General features: G+C 68.5%; 15 protein-coding genes and 2 tRNA genes. 6 read left to right on the top strand and 11 right to left on the bottom strand.

The genetic code is table 11. The features are described 5' to 3' along the window. Positions 1–32: 32 nt before the first annotated feature. On the bottom strand, positions 33–1295 hold the full coding sequence (locus tag AC07M9_RS08900) for a hypothetical protein (RefSeq protein ID WP_494883073.1): 1263 nt from the start codon (positions 1293–1295) through the stop codon (positions 33–35). 142 nt (positions 1296–1437) lie between these two features. Here AC07M9_RS08900 and recJ point away from each other — a divergent pair, with 142 nt between their 5' ends. The 3 genes from recJ to AC07M9_RS08915 all read left to right on the top strand — a co-directional run bounded on the left by recJ (position 1438) and on the right by AC07M9_RS08915 (position 3515). Next, the gene (gene recJ, locus AC07M9_RS08905) at positions 1438–3237 is read left to right on the top strand and encodes a single-stranded-DNA-specific exonuclease RecJ (protein WP_494883074.1); all 1800 of its coding nucleotides are present in this window, start codon (positions 1438–1440) and stop codon (positions 3235–3237) included. 91 nt (positions 3238–3328) lie between these two features. Further along, a tRNA-Glu gene (locus tag AC07M9_RS08910) sits at positions 3329–3403 on the top strand. A gap of 37 nt (positions 3404–3440) precedes the next feature. Beyond that, positions 3441–3515, top strand: a tRNA-Glu gene (locus AC07M9_RS08915). Positions 3516–3552: 37 nt separating this feature from the next. On the opposite strand, the gene AC07M9_RS08920 is transcribed toward AC07M9_RS08915, so the two are convergent. Continuing rightward, the gene (locus AC07M9_RS08920) at positions 3553–4287 is read right to left on the bottom strand and encodes an extensin-like domain-containing protein (protein WP_494883075.1); all 735 of its coding nucleotides are present in this window, start codon (positions 4285–4287) and stop codon (positions 3553–3555) included. Positions 4288–4321: 34 nt separating this feature from the next. Continuing rightward, complete coding sequence (locus AC07M9_RS08925) at positions 4322–4555, bottom strand: hypothetical protein (protein WP_494883076.1); 234 nt, start codon at positions 4553–4555, stop codon at positions 4322–4324. 138 nt (positions 4556–4693) lie between these two features. On the opposite strand from AC07M9_RS08925, the gene AC07M9_RS08930 reads away from it, so the two are divergent. Beyond that, a complete protein-coding gene (locus tag AC07M9_RS08930) occupies positions 4694–5587 on the top strand; it encodes an alpha/beta fold hydrolase (RefSeq protein ID WP_494883077.1) in 894 nt (297 codons plus the stop codon). 118 nt (positions 5588–5705) lie between these two features. Here AC07M9_RS08930 and AC07M9_RS08935 read toward each other — a convergent pair whose 3' ends face one another. Then, positions 5706–7226, bottom strand: coding sequence for an amino acid permease (locus AC07M9_RS08935; RefSeq protein ID WP_494883079.1), 1521 nt, complete (start codon positions 7224–7226; stop codon positions 5706–5708). Between the two features lie 187 nt (positions 7227–7413). On the opposite strand from AC07M9_RS08935, the gene panB reads away from it, so the two are divergent. Beyond that, the gene (panB, locus tag AC07M9_RS08940) at positions 7414–8283 is read left to right on the top strand and encodes a 3-methyl-2-oxobutanoate hydroxymethyltransferase (protein ID WP_494883081.1); all 870 of its coding nucleotides are present in this window, start codon (positions 7414–7416) and stop codon (positions 8281–8283) included. A gap of 313 nt (positions 8284–8596) precedes the next feature. Here the strand turns inward: panB and AC07M9_RS08945 are convergent, their stop codons facing one another. From AC07M9_RS08945 to AC07M9_RS08965, 5 genes are all read right to left on the bottom strand, one after another. After that, positions 8597–10402, bottom strand: a complete 1806-nt coding sequence (locus tag AC07M9_RS08945; RefSeq protein ID WP_494883082.1) for a tetratricopeptide repeat protein — start codon at positions 10400–10402, stop codon at positions 8597–8599. Positions 10403–10424: 22 nt separating this feature from the next. Next, complete coding sequence (gene prsR, locus AC07M9_RS08950; RefSeq protein ID WP_494883084.1) at positions 10425–11798, bottom strand: PEP-CTERM-box response regulator transcription factor; 1374 nt, start codon at positions 11796–11798, stop codon at positions 10425–10427. Next, the gene (prsK, locus tag AC07M9_RS08955) at positions 11798–13942 is read right to left on the bottom strand and encodes an XrtA/PEP-CTERM system histidine kinase PrsK (protein WP_494883086.1); all 2145 of its coding nucleotides are present in this window, start codon (positions 13940–13942) and stop codon (positions 11798–11800) included. The genes prsR and prsK overlap by 1 nt, the downstream gene beginning before the upstream one ends. Beyond that, positions 13942–15327: a TIGR03013 family XrtA/PEP-CTERM system glycosyltransferase gene (locus AC07M9_RS08960; protein ID WP_494883088.1), complete on the bottom strand. Its 1386-nt coding sequence runs from the start codon at positions 15325–15327 to the stop codon at positions 13942–13944. The genes prsK and AC07M9_RS08960 overlap by 1 nt, the downstream gene beginning before the upstream one ends. A gap of 231 nt (positions 15328–15558) precedes the next feature. Next, positions 15559–16872, bottom strand: a complete 1314-nt coding sequence (locus tag AC07M9_RS08965; protein ID WP_494883090.1) for an amidohydrolase — start codon at positions 16870–16872, stop codon at positions 15559–15561. Between the two features lie 531 nt (positions 16873–17403). On the opposite strand from AC07M9_RS08965, the gene AC07M9_RS08970 reads away from it, so the two are divergent. Further along, positions 17404–18102, top strand: a complete 699-nt coding sequence (locus AC07M9_RS08970) for a glutamine amidotransferase (RefSeq protein WP_494883092.1) — start codon at positions 17404–17406, stop codon at positions 18100–18102. A gap of 88 nt (positions 18103–18190) precedes the next feature. On the opposite strand, the gene uvrC is transcribed toward AC07M9_RS08970, so the two are convergent. Together uvrC and AC07M9_RS08980 are read right to left on the bottom strand one after the other, a co-directional pair. Further along, the gene (gene uvrC / locus AC07M9_RS08975) at positions 18191–20134 is read right to left on the bottom strand and encodes an excinuclease ABC subunit UvrC (protein WP_494883094.1); all 1944 of its coding nucleotides are present in this window, start codon (positions 20132–20134) and stop codon (positions 18191–18193) included. Between the two features lie 85 nt (positions 20135–20219). After that, on the bottom strand, positions 20220–23297 hold the full coding sequence (locus AC07M9_RS08980; RefSeq protein WP_494883095.1) for a porin family protein: 3078 nt from the start codon (positions 23295–23297) through the stop codon (positions 20220–20222). Positions 23298–23394: the final 97 nt, after the last annotated feature.

A 23394-nucleotide genomic window follows, 5' to 3' on the forward strand; every position in this document is an offset into this window, starting at 1 on the left:
TACGACTGTGCCAGATAATCGCGAGCAAGGAATCAGCAGCCTTTGTTACCTGCGCCCACGATACCGCCAATTCCCCCGATGCCGCCCAACATTCCGCCGAGGCCCGACTTCTTGGGCATGCACGGCGGTTTCTTTCCGCCGTCCTCATTCTCGGAGCCGCTGTCGGGAGCACTGTCGCTCATCCCGGCCGCGCCCATCTCCATGCCCTGCGCCTGCATCCAGCTGGTGGTCGAGCGATGGCGGATCCGGGCGGTCCAGTCCGGCTTCCATGCTGCTTTAGGATCGGCCGGGCGCGGCGGATAGGCGAAGCTCTCCTGCGGTCCGAATGCCGTGAGCGTGCCGACCCGGAAGTCGGGCGAGGCCGCGATTACCTCGGCCGGTACCACGCAGGAGGTCGCGGCCGGTGCCATCAGCGTGCCGGACCTGACCAGCGAGGCGGCCTGGTCGGGTGAGACCCAGTCGGCCAGTCCACCGCCGAACTGGCGGTCCGAACTGCTGGTCCACATCACCATGTCGCCCATCTGGCCGCCGGGGCCCTGCCTGCCGCCGGTGACGAAGGCCAGCCACGCAGTCGCGCCCGGAACGCCGGTCCAGGTCAGGCGCGAGGCACCGCTCGGCAGCTTCGCGGTGCCGGACGTGATCGGCGCCATGAAATCCTTCGCCAGCGTGAAGGCGATCTCGGGCGTGTAAGTGCTGACGACCTTGTGCGTGCCGACCAGCGAGCTGTCCGCCTTCACGTACTTGTGATCCTCCGCCGGCCAGCGCGCGAAGGTGCGCGAGTTCTCGGCAGTGGAGCCCCAGTCGCGGATGACGGCCGAGCCGGGCATGCCAGGCGGGACCTGCCCCGCCGCAACCTTGGCGAAGTCGATCACCACCGGCTGGCCCTTGGGCGCGTGTTCGCCGCAGCCCCAGAAGATCAGCAGGCGGCCCTTGGGCGTCTCGGGCAGCAGGTCGGGCGCCGCCTCGGCGCGCGGCGGAGCGACGAGCGCCACCGACTTGCCCAGCCTGGCGACCGGCGGCATGAAATGATCGGCCTTTGCCTTTCCCCCCGTCGGCGCCTGCGCGGAGCCGAGCCGCAGGTACAGCTCGTGCTGGACTTGGCTGCCACCCCCGCCCATCATCATGCTCATCGCCGCGCCCATGCCGCTGCCCATCCCTCCGAAACCGGACACCGTTCCCGCCCGCATGTCGTAGCGCGCGATCGGGGGCGCATCGCCGGCGGCAAGTAATGCCACAGGAACGACTATGGCCGGTACTGCGAACCACGCCAGAAGCGACTTCGTGCTGATCGGCATTTCGACGAATCCTTCTCCCCGTTTCTTCTATCTTACTGGCCCGCGCCCTGTTCAACCAACGACAAATGCCGTCACGAAATGCGGGGATCGGCAAAAGCCGGGCCCTTCCCGTCCCGGCGCGGAACGGGTAACGCGGGTGATTATGGAATCACGATCCGCAAGCGTCTTCGGGATCGACCGCTCGCTCACAGGCAAGGCCTGGCGCTGGCGCGGTGGCAACATGGACCTGAGTGACGGGTTCGGTGCGGGGCCTGCCGGGCTCGAGGACGACATCGTCACCCAGCTCCTGCTGTCGCGCGGCGTCGCCCGCGAAGACCTCGAGCGCCATCGCAACCCTTCGCTGCGCGCCTTCCTGCCCGACCCTTCCGCCTTCCGCGATATGGACGCCGCCGCCGAGCGCCTCGCCCAGGCGGTCATGACCGGCGAGGCGGTGACCGTCTACGGCGACTACGACGTCGACGGCGCCACCAGCGCGGCGCTGCTGATCCTGCTGCTGCGCGGCCTCGGCCACGATGCGCGCTACTACATCCCGGACCGCCTGCTCGAAGGCTACGGCCCCTCCGGCGAAGCGCTGGTGCGCATCGCCGGCGAAGGGTCGAGCCTGATCGTCACGGTCGACTGCGGCGCCATGGCCCACGAGGCGCTGGAGATGGCGCACGAGGCCGGTGTCGACGTCATCGTGGTGGACCACCACAAGTGCTCGCCCGAGCTTCCCCGTACGGTGGCGCTGGTCAATCCCAACCGCCTCGACGAGGACGACCTCGCCGCCAGCCACGGCCACCTCGCAGCGGTCGGCGTGGCCTTCCTGCTGGCAGTGGCGACCGTGCGTACCCTGCGCAAGCGCGGCTTCTTCGAAACCCGGCGCGAACCCGACCTGTTCGCCCTGCTCGACCTCGTGGCGCTGGGCACGGTGGCGGACGTCGCCGCGCTGCACGGGCTCAACCGCGCGTTCGTCGCACAGGGACTCAAGGTCATGGGCAAGCGCGACAACATCGGCATGTCGGCGCTCATCGACGCCAGCCGGCTCAGCCGCGCACCGACCTGCAGCGACCTCGGCTTCGCGCTGGGCCCGCGCATCAACGCCGGCGGACGGGTGGGCGAATCGACGCTTGGCGTGCGCCTGCTGACCACCACCGATCCCGACGAGGCGCGCGACATCGCCGCCCAGCTCTCCCGCCTCAACGACGAGCGGCGCGGCATCGAGCAGGCGGTGCAGGAAATGGCCGAGATGCAGATCGACCGGCAGCACAACCGCTCGGTGATCGTCGTCGCCGGTGAAGGCTGGCATCCGGGCGTGATCGGCATCGTTGCCGGCCGCATCAAGGAAAAGACGGGCAAGCCCTCCCTCGTCATCGCGCTTGGCGCCGACGAAGCAGGCCATGGCAAGGGTTCGGGCCGCTCGATCTCGGGCGTGGACCTGGGCGCCGCGATCATCGCCGCGCGCGAGATGGACCTGCTCGTCGCGGGCGGCGGACACGCCATGGCGGCGGGCCTGACGATCGCGCCGGGCAAGCTCGACGCGCTGTCGGACTGGCTCGATTCGCACCTCGCGAACGATGTGTCGCGCGCCAGCGCCAGCCAGTCGATGCTGCTCGACCTCGCGCTCTCGCCCGGCGGGCTTACCCCGCAGCTGGTGGAGACGCTGGAGAGCGCCGGACCTTACGGCATGGGCTGGCCCGGCCCGCGCGTCGCGGTCGGCCCGGTACGCGTCGTCAAGGCCGACGTGGTGGGCGCGGATCACCTGCGCCTGATCGTCAGCGGACCGGACGGCGGCCGCTTCAAGGCCATGGCGTTCCGCTCGGCCGAGAGCGAGATGGGACAGGCCCTGCTCCACGCCTCGCAGGGGCGCCGCCTGTGGCTCGCGGGGCGTGCGAAGATCGACGACTGGGGTAGCCGCCCGCAGGCCGAACTGCACCTCGACGACGCCGCTTTCTGCGACTGAAAACACGATGTCATTTTTATCGCGCCAAGGGGTTGACCCCCCCGCGGACCCCCGCTAGAGGGCCGGTCCTGCCTCCGGCGCAACCCGGTACGGCCCCTTCGTCTAGCGGTTAGGACGCGGCCCTTTCACGGCTGAAACACGGGTTCGATTCCCGTAGGGGTCACCATCCTTGCGATGGTGAGGCAAACCGAAAATGGCTTAACGGCCCCTTCGTCTAGCGGTTAGGACGCGGCCCTCTCACGGCTGAAACACGAGTTCGATTCTCGTAGGGGTCACCATTTCATCTCTCCAGCACTGGTATGCCCGCGCGTCCTGTCAGCGACAGGCGCTCCATCCGCCACTGCGCCTCGCCTGGTCGAGGTGCAGGTGGTCGGCATGCGCGGCGTTGTAGTCGGGCGACAGCACGGTCGCAAAACTCGTACAGGCGCTGTCGCGCACCATGTGAAGGAAGGCCGAGGCCCCCTCGTCCGCTGATCCTTTCGCCTTCCAGTCCTTCAACACGCTGACCTGCCTGCCGTCCGCCAGGACGAAGCCGGCGACGTCGATGGCGTTCCCGGCGGCGTGCTCGCTCCAGGTGCCATCCTTGCCGCCGCCGATGCGCCGGCAGTTGGCAGTACCGAGGTGCTGGATGGCCACGACCCGGCTTCCCAACGCTGCCTGAGCGGCCGGCTGGACCCCCTGCCGCAACCACCATGCCAGCCCCGCGTCGATCGCACAGGTCGCCTGGGCACCGCCGGGGCGCAGCGCAATGTCGAGATGTGCGGGCGCTACGAGGAGCCTGCGGTCCTCACGCCGGCACGCGCCTTCGCCCGCCGGAGGCAACGCGGTGGCCTTGATCCCGCTGCGGCCAAGAAAGGCGCCGCACTGCGCGGCATCGCCTCGCAATTCCGCCAGCTTGCGCGAGGTCGCCCATCCCGGCGGGTCGTCGAGGGCCAGCGGCGTCCATGGGTCATGCTCGGGATGGTCGCGCAGGCACGCCTTCGCCCCTATGAACAGGCAAGCAACGAGCAGAACGGTCAGGACAATGCGATCGAGCGCGGGAAAGGCCATGCGACCATAAGCCGCGGCGCTCCGGTTCGTTTCCCTAGTCCATCATCGCGAAGATGGCCCAGGCGAGCACCGTAGCCGCCAGGAACAGCGGCCACGACCAGTAGAAGCCGTGCCCCTGCACCATCGCATGCTCGATTGACAGCATCCCGCCGCGAGATCCGTTCGAGCCCATTACGCCCGACACGATCCACGTCAGCAGTGCTGCCGGTATCAGGGCCTTGAAGAACGCCATCGCATAGTCACTCTCGTCATGTCGCGCCCGCTTCATGGCAGGGTGGGGGTTAAGCGAGCGTTAGCATCTCCATCCTCGCTTCGCCTCTCGTGCGCCACCGTCCGGCTCGTGCCCGGAGGAAGATCGGAACGAGGGCAATTTCCCCAAGCTTCTAGCGGCAAAGGAGATTTCCACATGACCATGATCCAGACCCGCGATGGCACCAACCTGCGCGTCAAGACCCTCGGCCAGGGCCGCCCGGTGGTGCTTATCCATGGATGGCCGCTCTCGGCCGACTCGTGGGACCCGGTGATGATGGCGCTGGCCGAAGCCGGCTACCGCGCCATCGCCTATGATCGCCGGGGCTTCGGCCGCTCGGACCAGCCGGCCACGGGATACGAATACGACACCTTCACCGACGACCTCGCCGATGTGATGGAGGCGACCGGAGCGACTGACGATGTCGCGCTGGTGGGCTTCTCGATGGGCGGCGGCGAGATCGCCCGCTACATGTCGCGCCACGGCGGCCGGGGCGTATCGCAGGCGGTGCTGGTATCGTCGGTGGTGCCCTTCCTGCTGCGTACCGAGGACAATCCCAAGGGCGTGCCCGGCAAAGTCTTCGAAGAGATGACGGAGGGCATGAAAACCGACTTCCGCAAATTCTTCACCGCCTTCTTCAAGCAGTTCTACGGCGTCGGCCTGCTCAGCCATCCGGTCAGCGACGAGGAACTGCAATGGGCGTGGCAGACGGCCATGCAGGCGGGCCAATACGCCACCCTCCAGTCGGCGGCCGCTTTCGCCTATACCGACTTCCGCCCCGACCTTCCTCACTTCCAGGTGCCGACGCTGGTGATCCACGGCACTGCCGACGCCACGGTCCCGATCGAGGCGACCGGTCGCGAAGTGGCGGCGCAGGTGCCCTCGGCCGACCTCATCGAATATGAGGGGGAGCCCCATGGCATCTTCGCCACCCAGACACAGCGCCTGGCCAATGACATCGTCAACTTTCTTGGCGGCGGCCGGATCGAGGGCCGGCAGGGAATGCTCGACGCCATGACCGCCGATACCCTGGCGGTGGGCTCACTCTGACGGGCTGTCGGTAAGCCTGTGGATAAGGCCGGGACAGCGCCGGCATATCCTGGGCACAAAAAAAGGGGGAGCGCCTTTGCGCTCCCCCTTTTTTTATTTGCGTTTGCCGCGATCGTCGTCAGGTGACCGGCGGGACCGGCTGCGGCGGGACGTCGGCATCCTCCTCGTGGACTTCGACGAGGCCGCGTCCGACGTGGCTGCGGCTGCGGCTGTAGGCGTAGTAGACGATGAGGCCGAGGATGGCCCAGCCCACGAATAGCGCGATCGTGTGGAACGACAGGCTGAAGAACAGGTAGATGCAGCCCGCGATCGCCACCGGAGCGGTGACCATCACCGCCGGGGTACGGAACGGACGCTTGCGGGTCGGGTCGGTCTTGCGCAGCACCATCACCGCGATCGACACGGCGGCGAACGCGAACAGCGTGCCCGAGTTGGAGACGTCGGCGAGCAGCCCCACCGGGAAGAAGGCCGCGAAGAGCGCCACGAACACGCCCGTCAGCATGGTGATGACATGCGGCGTGTGGAAGCGCGGATGCACCTTGGAGAAGAACTCGGGCAGCAGGCCGTCGCGGCTCATCACGAAGAAGATGCGGGTCTGGCCGAACATCATCATCAGGATGACCGAAGGCAGTGCGATGATCGCCGCGGCGCCGACCAGCCAGCCGACGAACGGATAGCCGACCTGCCTCAGGGTCCAGGCCAGTGCCTCCTTCGAGCAGACCACCGCCGCGTCCTGAACCGCGCTGCAGGCCTGCGCCAGCGCCGGGGTGCCAGGCGACAGTGCTTCGCCGGCCGGGCCGTAGACCGGCTGCGCGCCGACGGTGCCGATGACGCCCGCCGCGACGAGCATGTAGAAGATGGTGCAGATGGCAAGGCTGCCGATCAGGCCGATCGGCATGTTGCGCTGCGGGTTCTTCGTCTCTTCGGCGGCGGTCGAAACGGCATCGAAACCGACATATGCGAAGAAGATCGACGCTGCCGCGCCCGAGATGCCCGCGAAGCCGAGCGGTGCGAAGGGCGTGAACTGGCCGCTCTTGATGACCGGGATGGTCAGCGCGACGAACAGCGTGAGCGCGAGGATCTTGACGCCCACGAGCACCGCGTTGACGGTCGCGCTTTCCTTGGTGCCCTTGATCAGCAGCGCCGTGACCAGGGTCGCGATCAGCATCGCCGGCAGGTTGATGATGCCGCCGTCGAAGGGACCGCGCACCAGTTCAAGCGGGATGTCGAGGTTGAAGCTGGTGTTGAGCCAGCCGATGAAATAGCCCGACCACCCGACCGACACCGCACCGGCGGCGATCGCGTACTCCAGGATCAGTGCCCATCCGACCATCCAGGCGACAGTCTCGCCCATGACGGCGTAGCTATAGGTATAGGCGGAGCCCGAGACGGGCACCATGGCAGCCATCTCCGCGTAGCAGAGTGCGGCCACGGCACAGACGAAGCCGGCAATGACAAAGGAGAGCATCATGCCGGGGCCGGCCTTCTGGGCGGCCTCGGCGGTCAGAACGAAGATACCCGTGCCGATGACGGCTCCGATACCCAGCATGGTCAGCTGGAAGGCGCCCAGGGACCGGTGAAGTGATTTCTTTTCCGCCGTTGCCAGGATGGCGTCGAGCGGCTTTACGCGTCCGAACATTCGTGGACCCCCGAATTTGCGAATGGCGCGAGGCTAACGGCAAGCAGGCTCTTGGCAAGAGCCCTATGCCGGAGATTCCCCACTTTCGTAATAAAATTGCCTCGCAGTGATAAGATAGTCGCGAGCCAGGCACGCGGGCCAGCTGAGGGAATTGTCTGGGGCCAACAGCGGCGCTAGAAGCGCCGGCATGTCCACGACCTTCCAGATCGACACCGCGACCAGCCGCGCCACCCCCACGCCCGCGCCGATGAAGCGCCTGACGATCCCGGCCATCCGTCGCCGCAAGCAGGACGGCGTCACGGCCGAGCCGATCGTCATGCTCACCGCCTACACCGCACGGCAGGCGCAGCTCCTCGACGAACACTCCGACCTCCTGCTCGTGGGCGACAGCCTTGGCCAGGTGATCTACGGGCTTCCGTCCAGCGTGCCCGTCACGCTCGAGATGATGATCGCCCACGGCGCCGCCGTGGTGCGCGGCAGCTATCATGCAGCCGTCATCGTCGACATGCCCTTCGGCAGCTACGAACAGTCGCCGCAGCAGGCCTTCGAGAACGCGGCGCGGCTGCTCAAGGAGACCGGCTGCGCGGGCGTGAAGCTAGAGGGCGGCGTGGCGATGGCCGAGACGGTGCGGTTCCTGGGCGAGCGCGGGATTCCGGTGATGGGCCATATCGGCCTTACCCCGCAGGCGGTGAACGTTCTCGGCGGCTACAATGCGCGCGGCCGCAGCGAGGCGGAGGCCGCGAAGATCGTCGCCGATGCCAGGGCGCTCGACGAGGCCGGCGCGTTCTCGATTGTGATCGAGGGCGTGGTCGAGCCGATCGCCATCGCGGCGACGCAGGCGATCGCCTGCCCCTCGATCGGCATCGGCGGCTCGGCGCAGTGCGATGGGCAGGTGCTGGTAACCGAGGACATGCTCGGCATGTTCGAGCGGGTGCCGCGTTTCGTGAAGCGTTATGCCGACATGGCCTCGGTGATTTCCGAGGCCGCGGCGCAGTACGCGGCTGAAGTGCGCGACCGCAGCTTCCCGGGCGTGGAACAGACCTACCAGCCCAAGTAGGGTGACGGGAATTTAATCGGACCTGCCCGACTCCGGCGCCTGCCGGGACGGGCAAGTTGGTGAACGAAGAACTCCGTGCAAGGGTCAGCGGGCGTGATCTCGATGATATGAAAGAACCGGCGAGAAGGTAGCAGGCCTTTTTGGTGTAGGAAAACGGTGAGGCCGGGCCCTCCCATACAGACCTGTCCTCTTACACTCCGTCGTCCGCGTAGGCGGGGACGCCGCTTGTTCTTTCGCCCTCGCAGAAAAGCGGGGCACCCGCATTCGCGGGGGCGACGGGCGATTTAGAACGATGATCCGTCCCGGCCAGCCCTCACCCCGGCAGGCGCAGCTTCGCCCTCGCCTCGGATATGAGCGGCGTCTGTCCCGCGATCGCCTGCGCCTTGTCGAGCAGCGCGCGCGCCTGCGCATCCCGGCCGCCGAGCACCGCGTCGGCGTAACCCAGCGCCTGGCTGGCGACCGGGCTGGAGCGTTGCAGCGCGTAGGCGGTCGATGCAACCTCCCGCGCGGCTTGAAGGTCGCCGGTCCCGGCCTCGACCATGGCGAGGTCGGACAGCAGCTCGACGTCGCCCTCCCCGCCATTTACGCGCAACCACCTGAGGATGCTCCGCGCCCGGCCGTCGTCGCCCATGCCGACCGCAAGCTGCGCTGCCGCGCGCAGGGCCGGTCGGCTGGTGGGATTCTGGCGCAGGTAGCCTTCGACGAGGTCGCGCCCGCCTTTGAGATCGCGGGCCATGGCGTAAGCGGCAAAACGGCGTTGAAACAGGCTTTCGGGCAAGCGGATTTCGGCGGCCAGAATATAGCGCGCCTGCGCCTCGGCGGCGTGGCCGAGCGCCAGCTGGACGTCGCCGGCCAGCGCCTGCGTATCGTAGAATCCCGGGTCGGAGCGCCGCGCCGCCTCGGCTGCCGCCTGCGCCGCGCCGGTCTGTCCGCTTTCGAGCAGTTCGCCGATGCGCCCCGCGTCCCCGAGAACCCGCAATGCGGAGGACTGGGGACGGGCGGCGCGGTCGAGCAGTTCGCCCGCACGCTGGCGGTCGCCTAGCGCTTCCCAGGCCCGCGCCACCGACGTCAGCTGGTAAGGAGAGGCCTGCCCCCGTGCGATCTCCTCGGAAAAGCGCAAGGTCAGGTAGCGGTACTGGCCGCCCATCAGGATCGCCCGCGCCAGCAGGTCGCGTGCGCGCAGGCTGTCCGGGCGCAGGCGCAGCACCGCCTCCAGCGCCTCGGCCGCGGCGGCGGGGTTTCCAGCCGCGATCTCGACGACGCCGCGCAGCATCTGCACGCCGGGCTTCGCATCGAGCTTGCCCTTCGTCCGCGCCAGCAGCCCCCGCGCGAGCGGGTACCTGCCGGCCCGCGCCGCCAGCACCGCCTGGAGATAATAGGCGCGCGGGTTCCTGGGGCTCAGCTGAAGCACACGGCGCGTCACCGTCAGGCACTCGCTGGCCCGGCCCAGTTCGCCGAGCGTCGCGGCGTATTCGAGCAGGACCGACACGTCCTTGGGGTCGTTGACGATGGCCCGCTCGAACCACGGCAGTCCCGCGAGCAGGCCGTAGCGGTCCCGCACCTGCTGGCCCCGGAACTCCAGCGCCCGAACGCTGGCTGGGTCTAGCGCCAGGGCGTGTTCGGAAGCCTCGATGGCCAGCCGGTGCTGGCCGCCGGCATAGCGCAGCCGGCCGATCTCGACCCACAGCGACGGGTCCTTCGGGATGATCGACAGCGCCCGGTCATAGGCCCGGCCCGAGGCTGGCAGGTTGCCGTCGAGGCGTTCCAGCAGCCCCAGCGAGCGCCATCCGGCAGCGGCGGTGGCGGGCGAGAACCGGGCTGGCGCCAGCCATGGACGCGCGCGGTCGCGCCGGTCCTGGGCCATGAGCGCCTGGCCCATCAGTGCATTGACGTCGGCGGGTGATGCGCCTTGCGCGAGCGCCGCCTGCAGCTTCACTTCCGCGTCGATGCCGTCCCGCCGCGCAAGCGCACGGTTCGCCTGCTCGATCAGCGCATCGCCGCGCGGCCCCTCGCCATGCGCGGGACCGGCGCCGAGGCTGGCAAACAGCGCGGCCAGGCACAGCAGCGGGACGAGCGCCGAGACGCCCAGCCATGCGGTGATGCCCCTGCCTTTTGCCACGTGCCCCCCGCCCTGTCCGCGGTCAGGACTGGAGGTCGTATTGCTTGAGCAGGTCGTAGAGCGTGGGCCGGCTGATCCCGAGCATCTTGGCGGTGCTGGAAATGTTGCCCTCGCTGCGGGCGAGCGCATGGCGGATGACCTTGCGGTCCGACTGCTCGCGCGCGGTCTTGAGGTTGAGCGCGTTGACGACCTGCTCGTCCGGCTCGGCGAGATCGAGGTCGGCGGCACCGACCAGCTTCTCGTCGGCCATGATGACCGCGCGCTTCACCCGGTTTTCCAGTTCGCGCACGTTTCCCGGCCAGCCCCAGGCATCGATCGCGGCGAGCGCGTCGGCGGCGAAACCGCGTACGCTGGGGTTCATTTCCTTGGCGTAGCGGTTGAGGAATGCCTTCGCGAGCAGCGTCGGGTCGCCCGGCCGCTCGGCGAGGCTGGGGATGCGCACGACGATCTCGGCGAGGCGGTAATAGAGGTCTTCGCGGAAGCGACCCTCGGCAATCATGGCCTCGAGATTCTGGTGGGTGGCGCAGACCACGCGGGTGTCGACGGGGATCGATTCGCGGCTGCCGACCCGCTCGATCACGCGCTCCTGCAGGAAGCGCAGCAGCTTGACCTGGAGCTGGAGCGGGATGTCGCCCACTTCGTCGAGGAACAGGGTGCCGCCGGCCGCCTGTTCGATCTTGCCATGGGTAGTCTTGACCGCTCCGGTGAAGGCGCCCTTCTCGTGCCCGAACAGCTCGCTTTCGAGCAGGTTCTCGGGGATCGCGGCGCAGTTGATCGCCACGAACTCGCGCTTGGCCCGGCCGCTGGCGTCGTGGAGGCCGCGGGCCAGCAGTTCCTTGCCGGTGCCGCTGGCGCCCAGCAGCATGACCGAGACATTGGTGTTCGCCACGCGCTCGATCGTGCGGGCGACGCGGACCATCTCGGGCGCGGCGGTGATCATGCGGCCGAGGACCTTTTCGTCCTTCTCGACCTTTCCGGCGAGACGGCGGTTCTCTTCCTCCAGGCGGTGCAACTGGAGCGCGCGGCGCACGATGTGGCCGAGCGCGTCGATGTCGACGGGCTTCTGGTAGAAGTCGTAGGCCCCGCGCGCGATCGCCTGCAGCGCGCTCTCGCGGGCGCCGTGGCCCGAGGCGACGACGACCTTGGTGTCGGGCTTGAGCGCCATGATCTCGTCGAGCACGGCGAAGCCCTCGGTGGTGCCGTCCGGGTCCGGCGGCAGGCCGAGGTCGAGGGTCACAACATCGGGCATTTCCGACCGCAACAGCGCGATGGCACTGGCGCGGTCGCCGGCGACGAAGACCTCGAAATCCTCGTAGGCCCACTTGAGCTGCGCCTGGAGCCCCGCGTCGTCCTCGACGATGAGGAGCTTCGGGAGCTTGTGCGGGGTATCGGTCATCACGCTACCTTCTGGCCGTGCGTTGTCAGGGTCTGGTAGATATCGCTCGCCGCCGCGAGCGGAAGCCGCACGACGAAGCGCGAGCCTAGCCCCTCTCGCGATTCCACGTCGAGCCGCCCGCGCATCGCCCGCACCAGTTCGCGCGCCTCGAAGGCGCCGATGCCGAAGCCCCCGCTCTTCGTGGAGACGAACGGTTTGAACAGGCGGCCGCGCACGAAGTCCGCGCTCATGCCGCAACCGGAATCGAGCACTTCGAAGCGCGCATTGAGGCCCTCGACCGAGAGCGAGACGAACACCGGCGTCTCCGGTCGGCTGGCGTCGATCGCGTTCTGCACCAGGTGCATGAGTACCTGTTCCAGCGAGTGACGGTTGGCAGTGATCGCAACGTTCCGGCTCTCGGCCAGCACGACCTGCGGGCTGGCGCGGAACCGTTCCATGACCACTGACAGCACGTCGGCGGCGGGCACTTCCTCCAGCTTCTCGACCCCGCCCGAACCGTAGCGCGAGAGGCGGGCCAGCAGGGCGTTGAGCTTGTCCGAGGAGTTGCGCAGTGTCACCAGCATGTCGGCGCGGAAGGCGGGTTTCTCGGCGTGGAGTTCGGCATTGCGGGCAAGCAGGCTGAACTGGCTGGCGAGGTTCTTGATGTCGTGCATCACGAAGGCGATGCGGCGGTGGAAGTCCTCGAAGCGCGCGGATTCGGCGAGCGCCTCCTGGCTGGAATTCTCGGCGAGGTAGCTCGCCACCTGCTGGCCGATGACGCGCAGGAGGTCGAAGTCCTCCCAGTCGAACTTGCGCGCCAGCTGCGGGCGGGCGAGCACGACCATGCCGACGAGGCGCTCGTAATGCACCAGCGGGATCAGCGCCCAGGCGCGCGGATGGTCGACGAGCCAGTCCGGCAGGTCGTTCTCGCCCTCGCCCTGCGCGGCGCCGGCGCACACGTCGTCGAGGTCGGCGATATAGCCGGTGCGCTCGAAGTAGCCGATGCCGCCGACCGGAATGGCCACCGACGGGACTTCGATCTCGGGCCAGTTCCAGCGCGCCGCCAGCGTCAGTTCGCCCTGCTCGCCGGGGGTCAGCAGCAGTCCGGCGGGGCTTTCGAACACATCGGCGATGGACTGCACCACGCGCTCGCCCAGCGGCGCCGACTGGTCGCCGCCGCTGCCGATGGTGCGGGTGAAGCGCAGCCACTCCTCGCGGTAGTCGTAGCGGTGCTGGAAGAAATGCTTGGCCAGCGTCACCTTGAGCCAGGCGCGGACCCGGCGCGAGGGCAGGACGACCAGAGCCACCGCGCTCGCCAGCGTCAGGAACGCCAGCTCGATCAGCCGCGCGAAGTTGCCGCCCGCGTAGGACAGCCACTGCGCCACGGCGACCATCGAGACGAGATAGACGCCGATGACGAGCAGCGAGAATGTCTGGAACGTCACCGCGCGCGAGGGGCGGATACGCAGGTCGTCGCGGTTCCCGGCGGCGGCGATGGCGATGCACACGGCGAGCGAGCCGGTCGCGATCCCGCGCAGCGCGGCGATCTCGTAGGGCCAGGTGCCGGCGAGATAGGCGATGGTGTACAGGTTGAGGTCGAAGGCCCAGAGCGCCGCGAGGCCCGCCGCCGGCCAGCGCAGCGCGGCGCGCACCTCGCGCGGGGCGCCCGCGTAGAGGTTGTGGACCAGCACCAGCCCGCCGACCGTCACCAGCAGGCGGAACATCACGTTGAAATCGAAGGCGACGCGCAGAACTTCACGGTCGATCGCCAGGCGCGACAGCCCGTAGTCGACGCCCAGGTGCAGCAGTTCCACGAAAGCGAGCGCCACGATCACCGGCCGGATCGGCGCGAGGCTGGCATGGCGTCCGTCGCTGGCGAACAGGCGGTAGATGACGCAAAGCCAGCCGAGATTGCGCGCGCTTTCGGCAAGCGATGGCGCGAAGATGGCCGCACCCGAACTCTTCGCCGCCAGCCCGGCCAGGCTCCACAGCGCGGTCAGGAACAGGGCGACGACCACCGCCGTGCCGGCGCCGCCGAAACGGTCGCGGCGGGGCAGCAGCCACATCGCGACGCTGGCCAGCGCGATGGCGCCGCTGAAGTCGAGGGCGACGCCTACCGTCGACCAGACGGGCCCGGCGCTGCCGGAGACGAAACCGACCGCCATCAGCGCGCGCCCTCGCTCCACAGCACCACGCGCAGCGTCTGCAGGATGATCAGCAGGTCGAGGAAAGGCGTGTAGTTCTTGGCGTAATAGAGGTCGTATTCGAGCTTGTTGCGCGAATCCTCGATCGAGGCGCCGTAGGGGTAGTTGATCTGGGCCCAGCCGGTTATGCCCGGCTTCACCATGTGCCGCTCGGCGTAGTAGCGCAGCTGTTCCTCGAGGTCGGCGACGAATTCTGGGCGCTCGGGACGCGGGCCGACGAAGCTCATCTCCCCCTTGAGGACGGTCCAGGCCTGCGGCAGCTCGTCGATGCGGACCTTGCGGATGAACCGGCCGACGCGGGTGACGCGCGGGTCGTCCTTAGAGGCCCACTGGGCGCCTGCCGCTTCGGCATCGGTGCGCATCGAGCGCAGCTTGATGACGTCGAAGCACTCGCCGAACAGGCCGACGCGCGGCTGGCGGTAGAAGGCGGGGCCCTTGCTGTCGATCTTCACCAGCAGCGCGAACAGCGCGATCACCGGCGCGGTGACGACGAGGACCAACGCGCTCGCGCCGATGTCGAACAGGCGCTTGGCCGCGCTTGAAATCGCCCGGCCCGAGGAGAAGCCATCGGAGAAGATCAGCCAGCTGGGATTGACGGTGTCGAGGTCGACACGGCCCGTCTCGCGCTCGAGGAAGCTGGAGAACTCGTTGACGTGGACACCGGCGGTCTTGATGCGCAGCAGGTCCTTCAGCGGCAGGGCGTTGCGGCGTTCCTCCAGCGCCAGCACCACTTCACTCACCCCCAGGTTCTCGACGTAGCGGGTGAGGTTGTGGATCGCCCCGCGCGAAATCGCCTCTTCGACGACCGGCTGGCCCTCGCTCATGGTGATGTAGCCGACGATCGCGAAGCCGCTTTCCGGCCGATCGCCCAGCGCGCGCAGGCGCTGGGCCCGCGCTCCCGCACCCAGCACCAGCACGCGCCGGCGGAAGGAACTGGTGCCCAGGAACGCGCCCAGCAGCAGGCGGTTGGCGATCAGCAGGACGATCGCGAAGGCCATCGAATAAGCCAGCGTCGAGCGCCAGAAATTCTGCCCGCCGACGAGGAAGTCGACGAAGGACAGCGCAATGATGCCCAGCGAAATGGCGACCAGCAGGCGCGCGGCGGCAAACCGTTTGGACCGCAGCGCATCGCCGCCGTAGACGCCGACCGAGATCATCGAGAGCGATATGACCGCCGCAAAGGCCGCATGGGCGCCGAGCCTGTCGAGCAGAGCGCCGGGGTCGATGCCGATCTGGTCTGCCCGCAGGCGCCACGATGTCTCGTTGGCGATGGCGAGCAGCCCCACGTCCACCAGCCAGAGCAGGACGACGGCATGGGGAATGTAGTGTTTGAACAGACGAATCATCGTCGCGGCGCCATCCTTCGCAGCCGAATTCCGGCTCTTGCCGAGTGGCTTAGGGCAAAGGCGTAAACTGTCGGTTACCTTGACAGTGCGAATAGGCGCTCGGGGAAACGGCGGCCGCGTGCCCGGGCGGCGATGTCGGGTGGGTTTACACCTCGTCTTGCGGAAAGCCGGGCGCGGCGCCGGCGATCCCCGCCTTCGCGGGGATGACGAGGGGCGTCGGTGGTACTCGGTCTACGGCTTGGGCATCAGCCGCAGCGCTGTGAGTGTCAGCGCTTGCGAGGCGGAGCCGATCACCTTCTCCGCCACCGGCGCCCAGAACGGGCTGTGCAGCGAGGGCATCGGCGGCCCACCGGCCTTGGCGGCCGCGAGCTTTTGCGGGTCCGAGCCGCCCACCCACAGGATCAGCGACGTGACGTGCGCCTCGTCGGCGCGGCGGAATTCGCCGAAATCCTCGCCGCCCATGACAGACGGCGTGAACACGACATTGGCCTCGCCCATCTGGCCCTTGAGCGCCGCAACCGCGTCCTCGGTGAACTCGGGCGTGTTCCAGGTCGCGCGGGTGTGCGGTTCCTTGACCGTGACCAGCGGCATCCGGTCCTCGGATATCCCCGAGGCGATCGCCTCGCCTTTCGCGACGCGGCGGATACCGTCGAGCAGGCGGGTCCGGGTTTCGTCCGAGTAGCTGCGCACCGTCAGTTCCAGCTTCGCCTCGTCGGGGATGACGTTGTGCTTGAAGCCGGAGTGGAACGAGCCGACCGTCACCACCGCGGGGTCGAGCGGATTGTTCTCGCGGCTGACCAAGGTCTGCAGCTTCATCACGATCGAGCTGGCCAGCACGATCGGGTCGCGGGTGGTGTGCGGGTAGGCGCCGTGGCCGCCGGTGCCGCGCACCACGATGTCCACGCTGTCGACATTGGCGAGCGCCCAGCCCTTCGCCGCGCCGACCACCCCTGCGGCCAGCTCGGGCGTGTCGTGGAAGGCCAGCGTGTAGTCGGGTCTGGGGAAGCGCGTGTAGAGCCCGTCCTTCAGCATCTCCAGCGCGCCGAGGCCCAGTTCCTCCGCCGGCTGTCCGATCATCACCAGCGTGCCCGACCATTCGGCCTTGCGCGCCGCCATCAGCCGGGCGGTCTCGATCCACGCGGTCATGTGAGTGTCGTGGCCGCAGGCATGCATGATACCGCTCTCCACCCCGGCGGTGGAGGTTCCCCGCTTCGTCGAGGCGAAGGGCAGCCCCGTCTGCTCGGTGACCGGCAGGCCGTCCATGTCGGCGCGGATGAGGACGGTGGGCCCGTCCCCGTTCTTCAGGACGGCGACGATCCCGGTCCTGCCGACCTTTTCGGTCACGGTGAAGCCCGCCTTGCGCGCGGCATCCGCCATCACTTTCGCGCTGCGCAGTTCCTGAAAGCTGAGTTCCGGATTGGCATGGAGGTCGCGGTAGATCGCCATCAATCCCGGCATGTCGCGCGCGACGGCATCGCCAACGGCCTCCGCATGGGCCGGCAGCGGAAGGCCCAGCAGGGCGGCGGCGATGATCGGAATGCGCATATGGAGCGAAGGCTACGTCATGCGCCCCCGCCCGGCAATCGCTCATGAGACGGCCCCGCTCGGTTCCCGAAAGCGGCGTGAAGTTTTTCTGACAGGGCAAATAGATTCGCGTGAATGGACATTCTCTACTGAAAGAGTAGATTGATCGGTGAGCGAAGGGCCCGCCTCCGCTCCGCGGCATTTGATCCAGTCAGCTTGCTCCGCGTCATCAACCGCTAAAGCGCACGAAACCGAAGCGTCCACGCCGGCTTCGTGCCTCCCCCAAAGGAGATACGAAATGCTCGATTCCCTTCCCAGTATCACGTCCCGGGTCCTGCGCGCGCAGCCGTCGCCGACGCCCCGCTTCACTCACCCTTCGTGGCGCCGCAGCGTCGAGCCGACGCCCACGGACGGGGGCGCGGCGATCCGTTCCGCCGGAGATTTCTGGTCGCGCCTCGGGCTGTGACCGCCCCCACGGCATCGAAGGCGTTCGGGTTTCCCGCCCCTGCCTTCGGTGTCGCCCCTTAACCCAGGTTGTGCCAGAACGGACCCGTGAAGACCGCACTCATCATCCGCCACGTACCCCACGAAGGGGTCGCCGGTTACCGCCAGCCCATCGAGGACGCGGGCTACGACGTCGCGCGCATCGACGTGACCGACCCCGAATTCCCCACGCTCGACCTGCGCGAACCGGACCTGCTCATCATGATGGGCGGCCCGATGGGCGTCTACGAACAGGACCGCTTCCCATGGATCGGCTGCCAGCTGCGCCGCCTCGCGCTGCGGCTCGAGGCCGACCGCCCGACTCTGGGCGTCTGCTTCGGTGCGCAGATGATGGCGAGCGCGCTGGGCGCGGAGGTTCATCTTGGTCCGGCGAAGGAAGTGGGCTTTCACCCGGTCCAGATCCACAAGCATGCCGCCGATGGGCCGCTGCGCCACTTGCAGGGCGTGCCGGTGCTGCACTGGCATGGCGACACCTTCACCCGGCCCGAGGGGGTGGAACTGCTCGCCTCAAGCCGGATGTACGCGCACCAGGCCTTCCGGCGCGGGAAAAACCTGCTCGCCCTCCAGTTCCATGCCGAGATGGGGGAGGACCCGCGCTTCGAGGCCTGGATGGACCAGTGGCCCGAGGCCGTGGTCGAAGCCGGCGGTTGCCCCCGGGCCCTGCGCCGCGCCCATGACGAACTCGGCCCCGGCGCCGTCGCCGCCGGGCGTGCCATGATCGCCGACTGGCTCACCGCGCTGCACTGAAGGCGTCCACCTGACCCTTGAGCGGAAGCTGTCCGGCCGCCGCCATGGGCACTCCTCGTCATCCCCGCGCAGGCGGGTCGGCCGCGCCCTACCCCTTCGGGTGGTAGAAGTCGTAGATCGTCTGAGCGACCGCGCTGCTTACCCCCGGCGCCCGTTGGAGGTCTTCGAGGCTTGCCGCGCGCACCTTGCCCGCCGTGCCGAAATGCAGCAGCAGCGCGCGCTTGCGGGCGGGTCCGATCCCAGGGATCTCGTCGAGCGGGCTGGCGCTGATCGCGCGGCTGCGCTTGGCGCGGTGCGCGCCGATGACGAAGCGGTGCACCTCGTCGCGCAGGCGCTGGAGATAGAACAGCAGCGGTGAGTTAACCGGCAGCATCTTCTCGCGCCCGTCGGGGAAGTGGAACACCTCGCGCCCCTCGCGGCCGTGGTGAGGGCCCTTGGCGATGGCGATGAGGGGCACGTCCTCGATGCCGAGTTCCTCCAGCGCGTCCTTGACCGTGCTCATCTGGCCCTTGCCGCCATCGAGCAGGACGAGGCCCGGCCAGTTGCCGCTCTCGCGCTCGGGGTCCTCCTCCTGCGCGCGGCCGAAGCGGCGGGTCATGACCTCGCGCATCATCGCGTAGTCGTCGTCGGTCTGCGCGGCCTTGATGTTGAACTTGCGGTACTGGTTGGTGATGAACCCCTCGGGCCCGGCGACTATCATCGCGCCGACCGCCTTGGTGCCCGAGATATGGCTGTTGTCGTAGACCTCGATGCGCTGGGGCACGTCCGGCAGTTCGAGGAATTCGGTCAGCTCGCGCAGGGTCCGGGCCTGCGTGCCGCGCTCGGCGAGGCGGCGTTCGAGCGCCTCGACGGCGTTGCGGGTCGCCTGCGCGACAAGCTGGCGGCGGGGGCCACGCTGGGGCACGGAGATGTCGACCTTGCCGCCCGCGCCTTCGCGCAGGGCTTCGGCGAGAAGCTCGGCCTCGGGCAGTTCGCGGTCGATCAGGATGCAGCGCGCCGGGGGCACTTCCTCGTAGAACTGGGCGAGGAAGCTCTGCATGACTTCCTCCTCGCTCAATCCCTCGGTGTGGGTGGGGAAGAAGGCGCGGTGGCCCCAGTTCTGGCCGCCGCGGATGAAGAACGCCTGCACGCCCACCTGCCCGCCGTGCGACGCCATCGCGAAGATGTCGGCATTGTCGACGCCCTCGGCGTTGATCGCCTGGCTGCCCTGGATGAACGTCGCCGCCCGCAGCCGGTCGCGGAGCATCGCGGCGCGCTCGAAATCGAGGTCCTGCGCGGCCTCGGCCATCTGCGCCTCGATCTTGCGCTGCACCGCGTTGGACTTGCCGCCGAGGAAGTCCTTCGCTTCCTGCACCAGCTCTTTGTACCCGGCCTCGTCGATGCGGCCGACGCACGGGGCAGAGCAGCGCTTGATCTGGTAGAGCAGGCAGGGCCGGTCGCGGCGGGAAAAGAAGCTGTCGGTGCAGGAGCGCAGCAGGAACAGCTTCTGGAGCGCATTGACCGTGGTGTTGACCGAACCGGCGCTGGCGAAGGGGCCGTAGTAGTTGCCCTTCGCCTTGCGTGCGCCGCGATGCTTCATGATGCGCGGAAAGGCATGGTCGGCGCGCAGCAGAATGAAGGGGAACGATTTGTCGTCCCTCAGCAGCACGTTGTACGGCGGGCGGAAGCGCTTGATCAGCTGCGCTTCGAGCAGCAGCGCCTCGGCCTCGGAATTGGTGGTGACGATGGTCATCGACCTTGTCTGGCTGACCATCCGCTGGAGCCTGCCGGGCAGGCGCTCCCACTGCGTGTAGTTGGCGACGCGGTTCTTCAGCGCCCGCGCCTTGCCGACGTAGAGCACGTCGCCCTTCGCGTCCTGCATGCGGTAGACGCCGGGCTTGGGCGGCAGCGTGCGCACGGTGTCGCGGATGACCTCGACGCCGGCTGCGAGATCGGGCTGCTCCGAACCGCGCATGGTCTGGGTCGCCCGGTCCTCGTTGAACCGTTCGTTGCCCTGGGGGTTGTCGGGAGTGCCGGCAGGTGTTCGCGCCATGGCGGTCAGATAGGGAATCTGTCGCCCAAGGGGAAGTGGAGCCGGGCCGTCGTCCCCGCCAAAGCGGAGGCGACGGCCCGTATCGTCAGAACAGCTTGCGGAAGTCGATCCCCAGCACGCGGCCCTGCGGGTTGCGGTAGGCGGGCTGATAGGCGATCGGCGTGGCCCCGCTTTCGTCGGTGACCTTCTGGCGCGAATCGAGGATGTTGTCGGCCTTGAGCGACAGGCGCGAGCCCTTGAGGAACGGCATCTTCGCAACCAGCGCCTCGTTACGGCCGAGATCGGCGAAGATCCGCAGGTTCACGTCGAAAGTGCTGCCGAAGCGCAGGTCCGAACTGCCCGGCTGGCCCGATCCGTTGACCTTCGCGGGCGATTCCCACTCGGCCTTGAGGCGCAGGCCGTAGCCGTTCTTGAACAGGCCGCCCTCCGCCTCGATCGCGTGGCGCGGCGTGCCGCCCGCCCCGATCGCGTCGCCGTTCAGCTGGTCCAGCGTGGCGACGCCGGGGGCGATGGTGACCGTGTCGGTGAACCGCCAGGTGTGATAGACCGCAAGGTTCCAGCGGCTGCCACCCGGGCGTCCGCCGGGACCTCCGGGACCGCCTGGCCCCATACCGGGACCGCCCATGCCAGGCCCGCGTCCACCGGGACCGGCGCTTTCCGCACGGGTGCCGCCGGGGCCACTCGTCGGTTCGGCCGGACCGCCGCCCGCGAAACGCATCTCGCGCATCACGTCGCCCGGCTGCTGCGGCGCATTGCCACCCGCCGCCGCCGGAGCGCCGTCCGCCTTGCAGAAACGCTCGCGCAGTTCGGCGAGCCTGGCCGGATCGACCTTGCCGTCCGCGTTCATGAGACGCTCGCGCATGCGGTCGGGCAGGCTGGCGACGTCGGGCGGACCGCTGCCGCCCGCGCACAGCGCAGTGCGGATACGCTCGAAGCGCTCCGGATCGGGGGTGCCCGGCCCACCCGCGCCCGGTGCCCCGCCCGGTCCACCGGGACCGCCGGGTCCCTCGGCCGAGCAGGCGCGCTGCTTGAACTCGGCGAGCTTGGCCGGGTCGATCTTGCCATCCGCGCCGGTCAGCCGCCCGCGCAGGCCCTCGGGCAGAGACGCAAGGTCCGGCTCGGCCGCGCCCGGCGCGCAGAGCTGCTGACGCATCGCCGCGAAGCGCGAAGGGTCGCGTCCGCCCGGCGCGCCTGCCTGCTGCTGGCCGCCCAGCGTCTGCACGCCCGGCATCGGTCCGTTCGGACCCGTGACTGGCGCGAGCGGCGCGGAGGAACCCCGCGGCGTGGCCGCCCCTGAGGACCCGGAGCTTCCGCCAGACCCAGCCGCCGCCCCGCCGAGACTGCCCGACAGATTGATGCCCCAGCGCATCGAGGACGTGCGCACTTCGTCGAACGTCACCGGCCGCCGGTCGATGGCGACGAGGTTGCCCGCGTCATCGCGCGTCACGCGGTCGGGGAACGCCGCCTCGATCGCCGGGGTGAGCAGCGGGAACGACTGCGTCACGTCGCTCGAGCGGTTGCGGAAGTATTCGACGATCAGGTTCGAGCGCTGCAGGAACGGCAGCTGCCACTGGCCCGAAATCTTCCAGTCGCGCTGCGTTTCCTTCCGGAGGTCCGGGTTGCCGCCGCTGGTCACGGTGACCAGCGCGGTCGTGGCGTTGGTGAAGTCGTAGACCGCGACGTTGTAGCTCAGGATGTTCGGAGCGGCGAGCTGGGTCAGCTTGGGCGCCGCCTCGTCGACGATGTAGCTGGCCTGGAAGGTCAGCTTGGAGGTCGGCGACCAGGTGAGGCCCGCGCTCCAGTCCTTCAGCGTGCCGAAGTCGGAGAGGTGGTCGAGCCCGCCGCTGAAGTTCAGCGTGATGTCGCCGATCGCACCGAGGAAGTCCTCGCCCTTGCTGGTCACCGGCAGCGCCAGGTTGACGCCGCCCAGCACGTCGCCGCGCTTGAGGGTGATGCCGCCGAAGCTGTTGCGGGTATCCTCGCTGAGCGAACGGTCGAAGTCGTAGCCTGCCTTGACGGTCAGGTTCGCCTCGCCGCCGGGCAGGCGGAACGGCTTGCCCGAGATGGTGGCGAGGTTGCTGAGGGTCAACTGGCGGGTACGCGCCACGTCGACGCCCGCACCCGGCACGGAGGGAAGCGCGCCGTCGATCGCCAGCGTCCCCGCCTCGGCCGCGTCGACGAGTGCGGACGTGTCGCGCCTGCGGTCCACGCGGGTGCTGCTGTCGGCGTAGGTGGCGTTGGCGGTGGCGCTCAGCTGCCACTCGCCGATCATCCTGCTGTAGCCCAGCCCGCCTTCGAAGGTATCGGAAAGGGCGCGGTTGGTGAGCGGGTCGGGCAGCGTGCGGATCGCGCTCTCGCCGGCCGGATTGGTCAGCGTCAGCGTGTCGAGCCCCGACAGCGAAGTGGTCTGCGAGCGCGTGTAGCCGCCGGTCACGGTGATCGCGCCGCCAAGGCCGTCCTTGCCCAGGCCCTGCGTCATCGTGCCTTCCAGCACCAGTTCCGAATCCCTGGCCGCAAGGCTGCGGTAGCGCGCGGAATCAGGATCGCCGGCGACGTCCGACACGCGCGAGGGCTCCTGGATGATGCCCCGCTCGTCCTCGGTCAGCATGCTGGTGTTGTCGAGCTTGGCGTTGACGTTGTAGCGGCGCGGGCCGGCGATCTTGAACAGGCCGCCTTCCAGCTCGTAGTTGTCGTAGCCGCCGCGCGTCGGGCGATTGTACTCGGTGGACGAGGTGACGGCGGAGAACTGGTCCTTGAGGATGATGTTGACCACGCGCTGGTTCGCCGAATAGCCGAAGCGCAGGGCGACTTCCTCGGGCAGCACTTCCAGGCGGCGGATAGCTTCTGGCGGGATGCTGCGCATCTCGCGGAAGCTGGAAATGCGCTGGCCGTTGAGCAGCATCACCGGACGCCCGTCACCGCGCCCGCGTCCGCTGCCGGTCTGCGGGCTGATCGCGTCGAGCAGTTCCTCGATCGAGTTGACGCCGTAAGAGGCGATGTCTTCCTCGTCGAAGACCTCGATCGGCTTCTGCGGGGCGTCGATCTGCCCGATGATGCGCGGCGACATCACGAGGATCTCGTCGCCGTGGACTTCGAGGTCGTCGTTGTTCTTGTCTTCGCTGACGACCAACGGCGCATCCTGCGCGGAAGCGGGTGCGGGCATGGCCAGGCATGCCACCAGGCTGATCAAAGGTAAGGAACGCAAGTTATAGTCTCCGCCAAGAGCTCGAGTGTCGCCAGGTTGTGTCGTGTTCCTTGCC

It is taken from the genome of Novosphingobium sp. GW821-FHT09E05 (genome assembly GCF_059416165.1).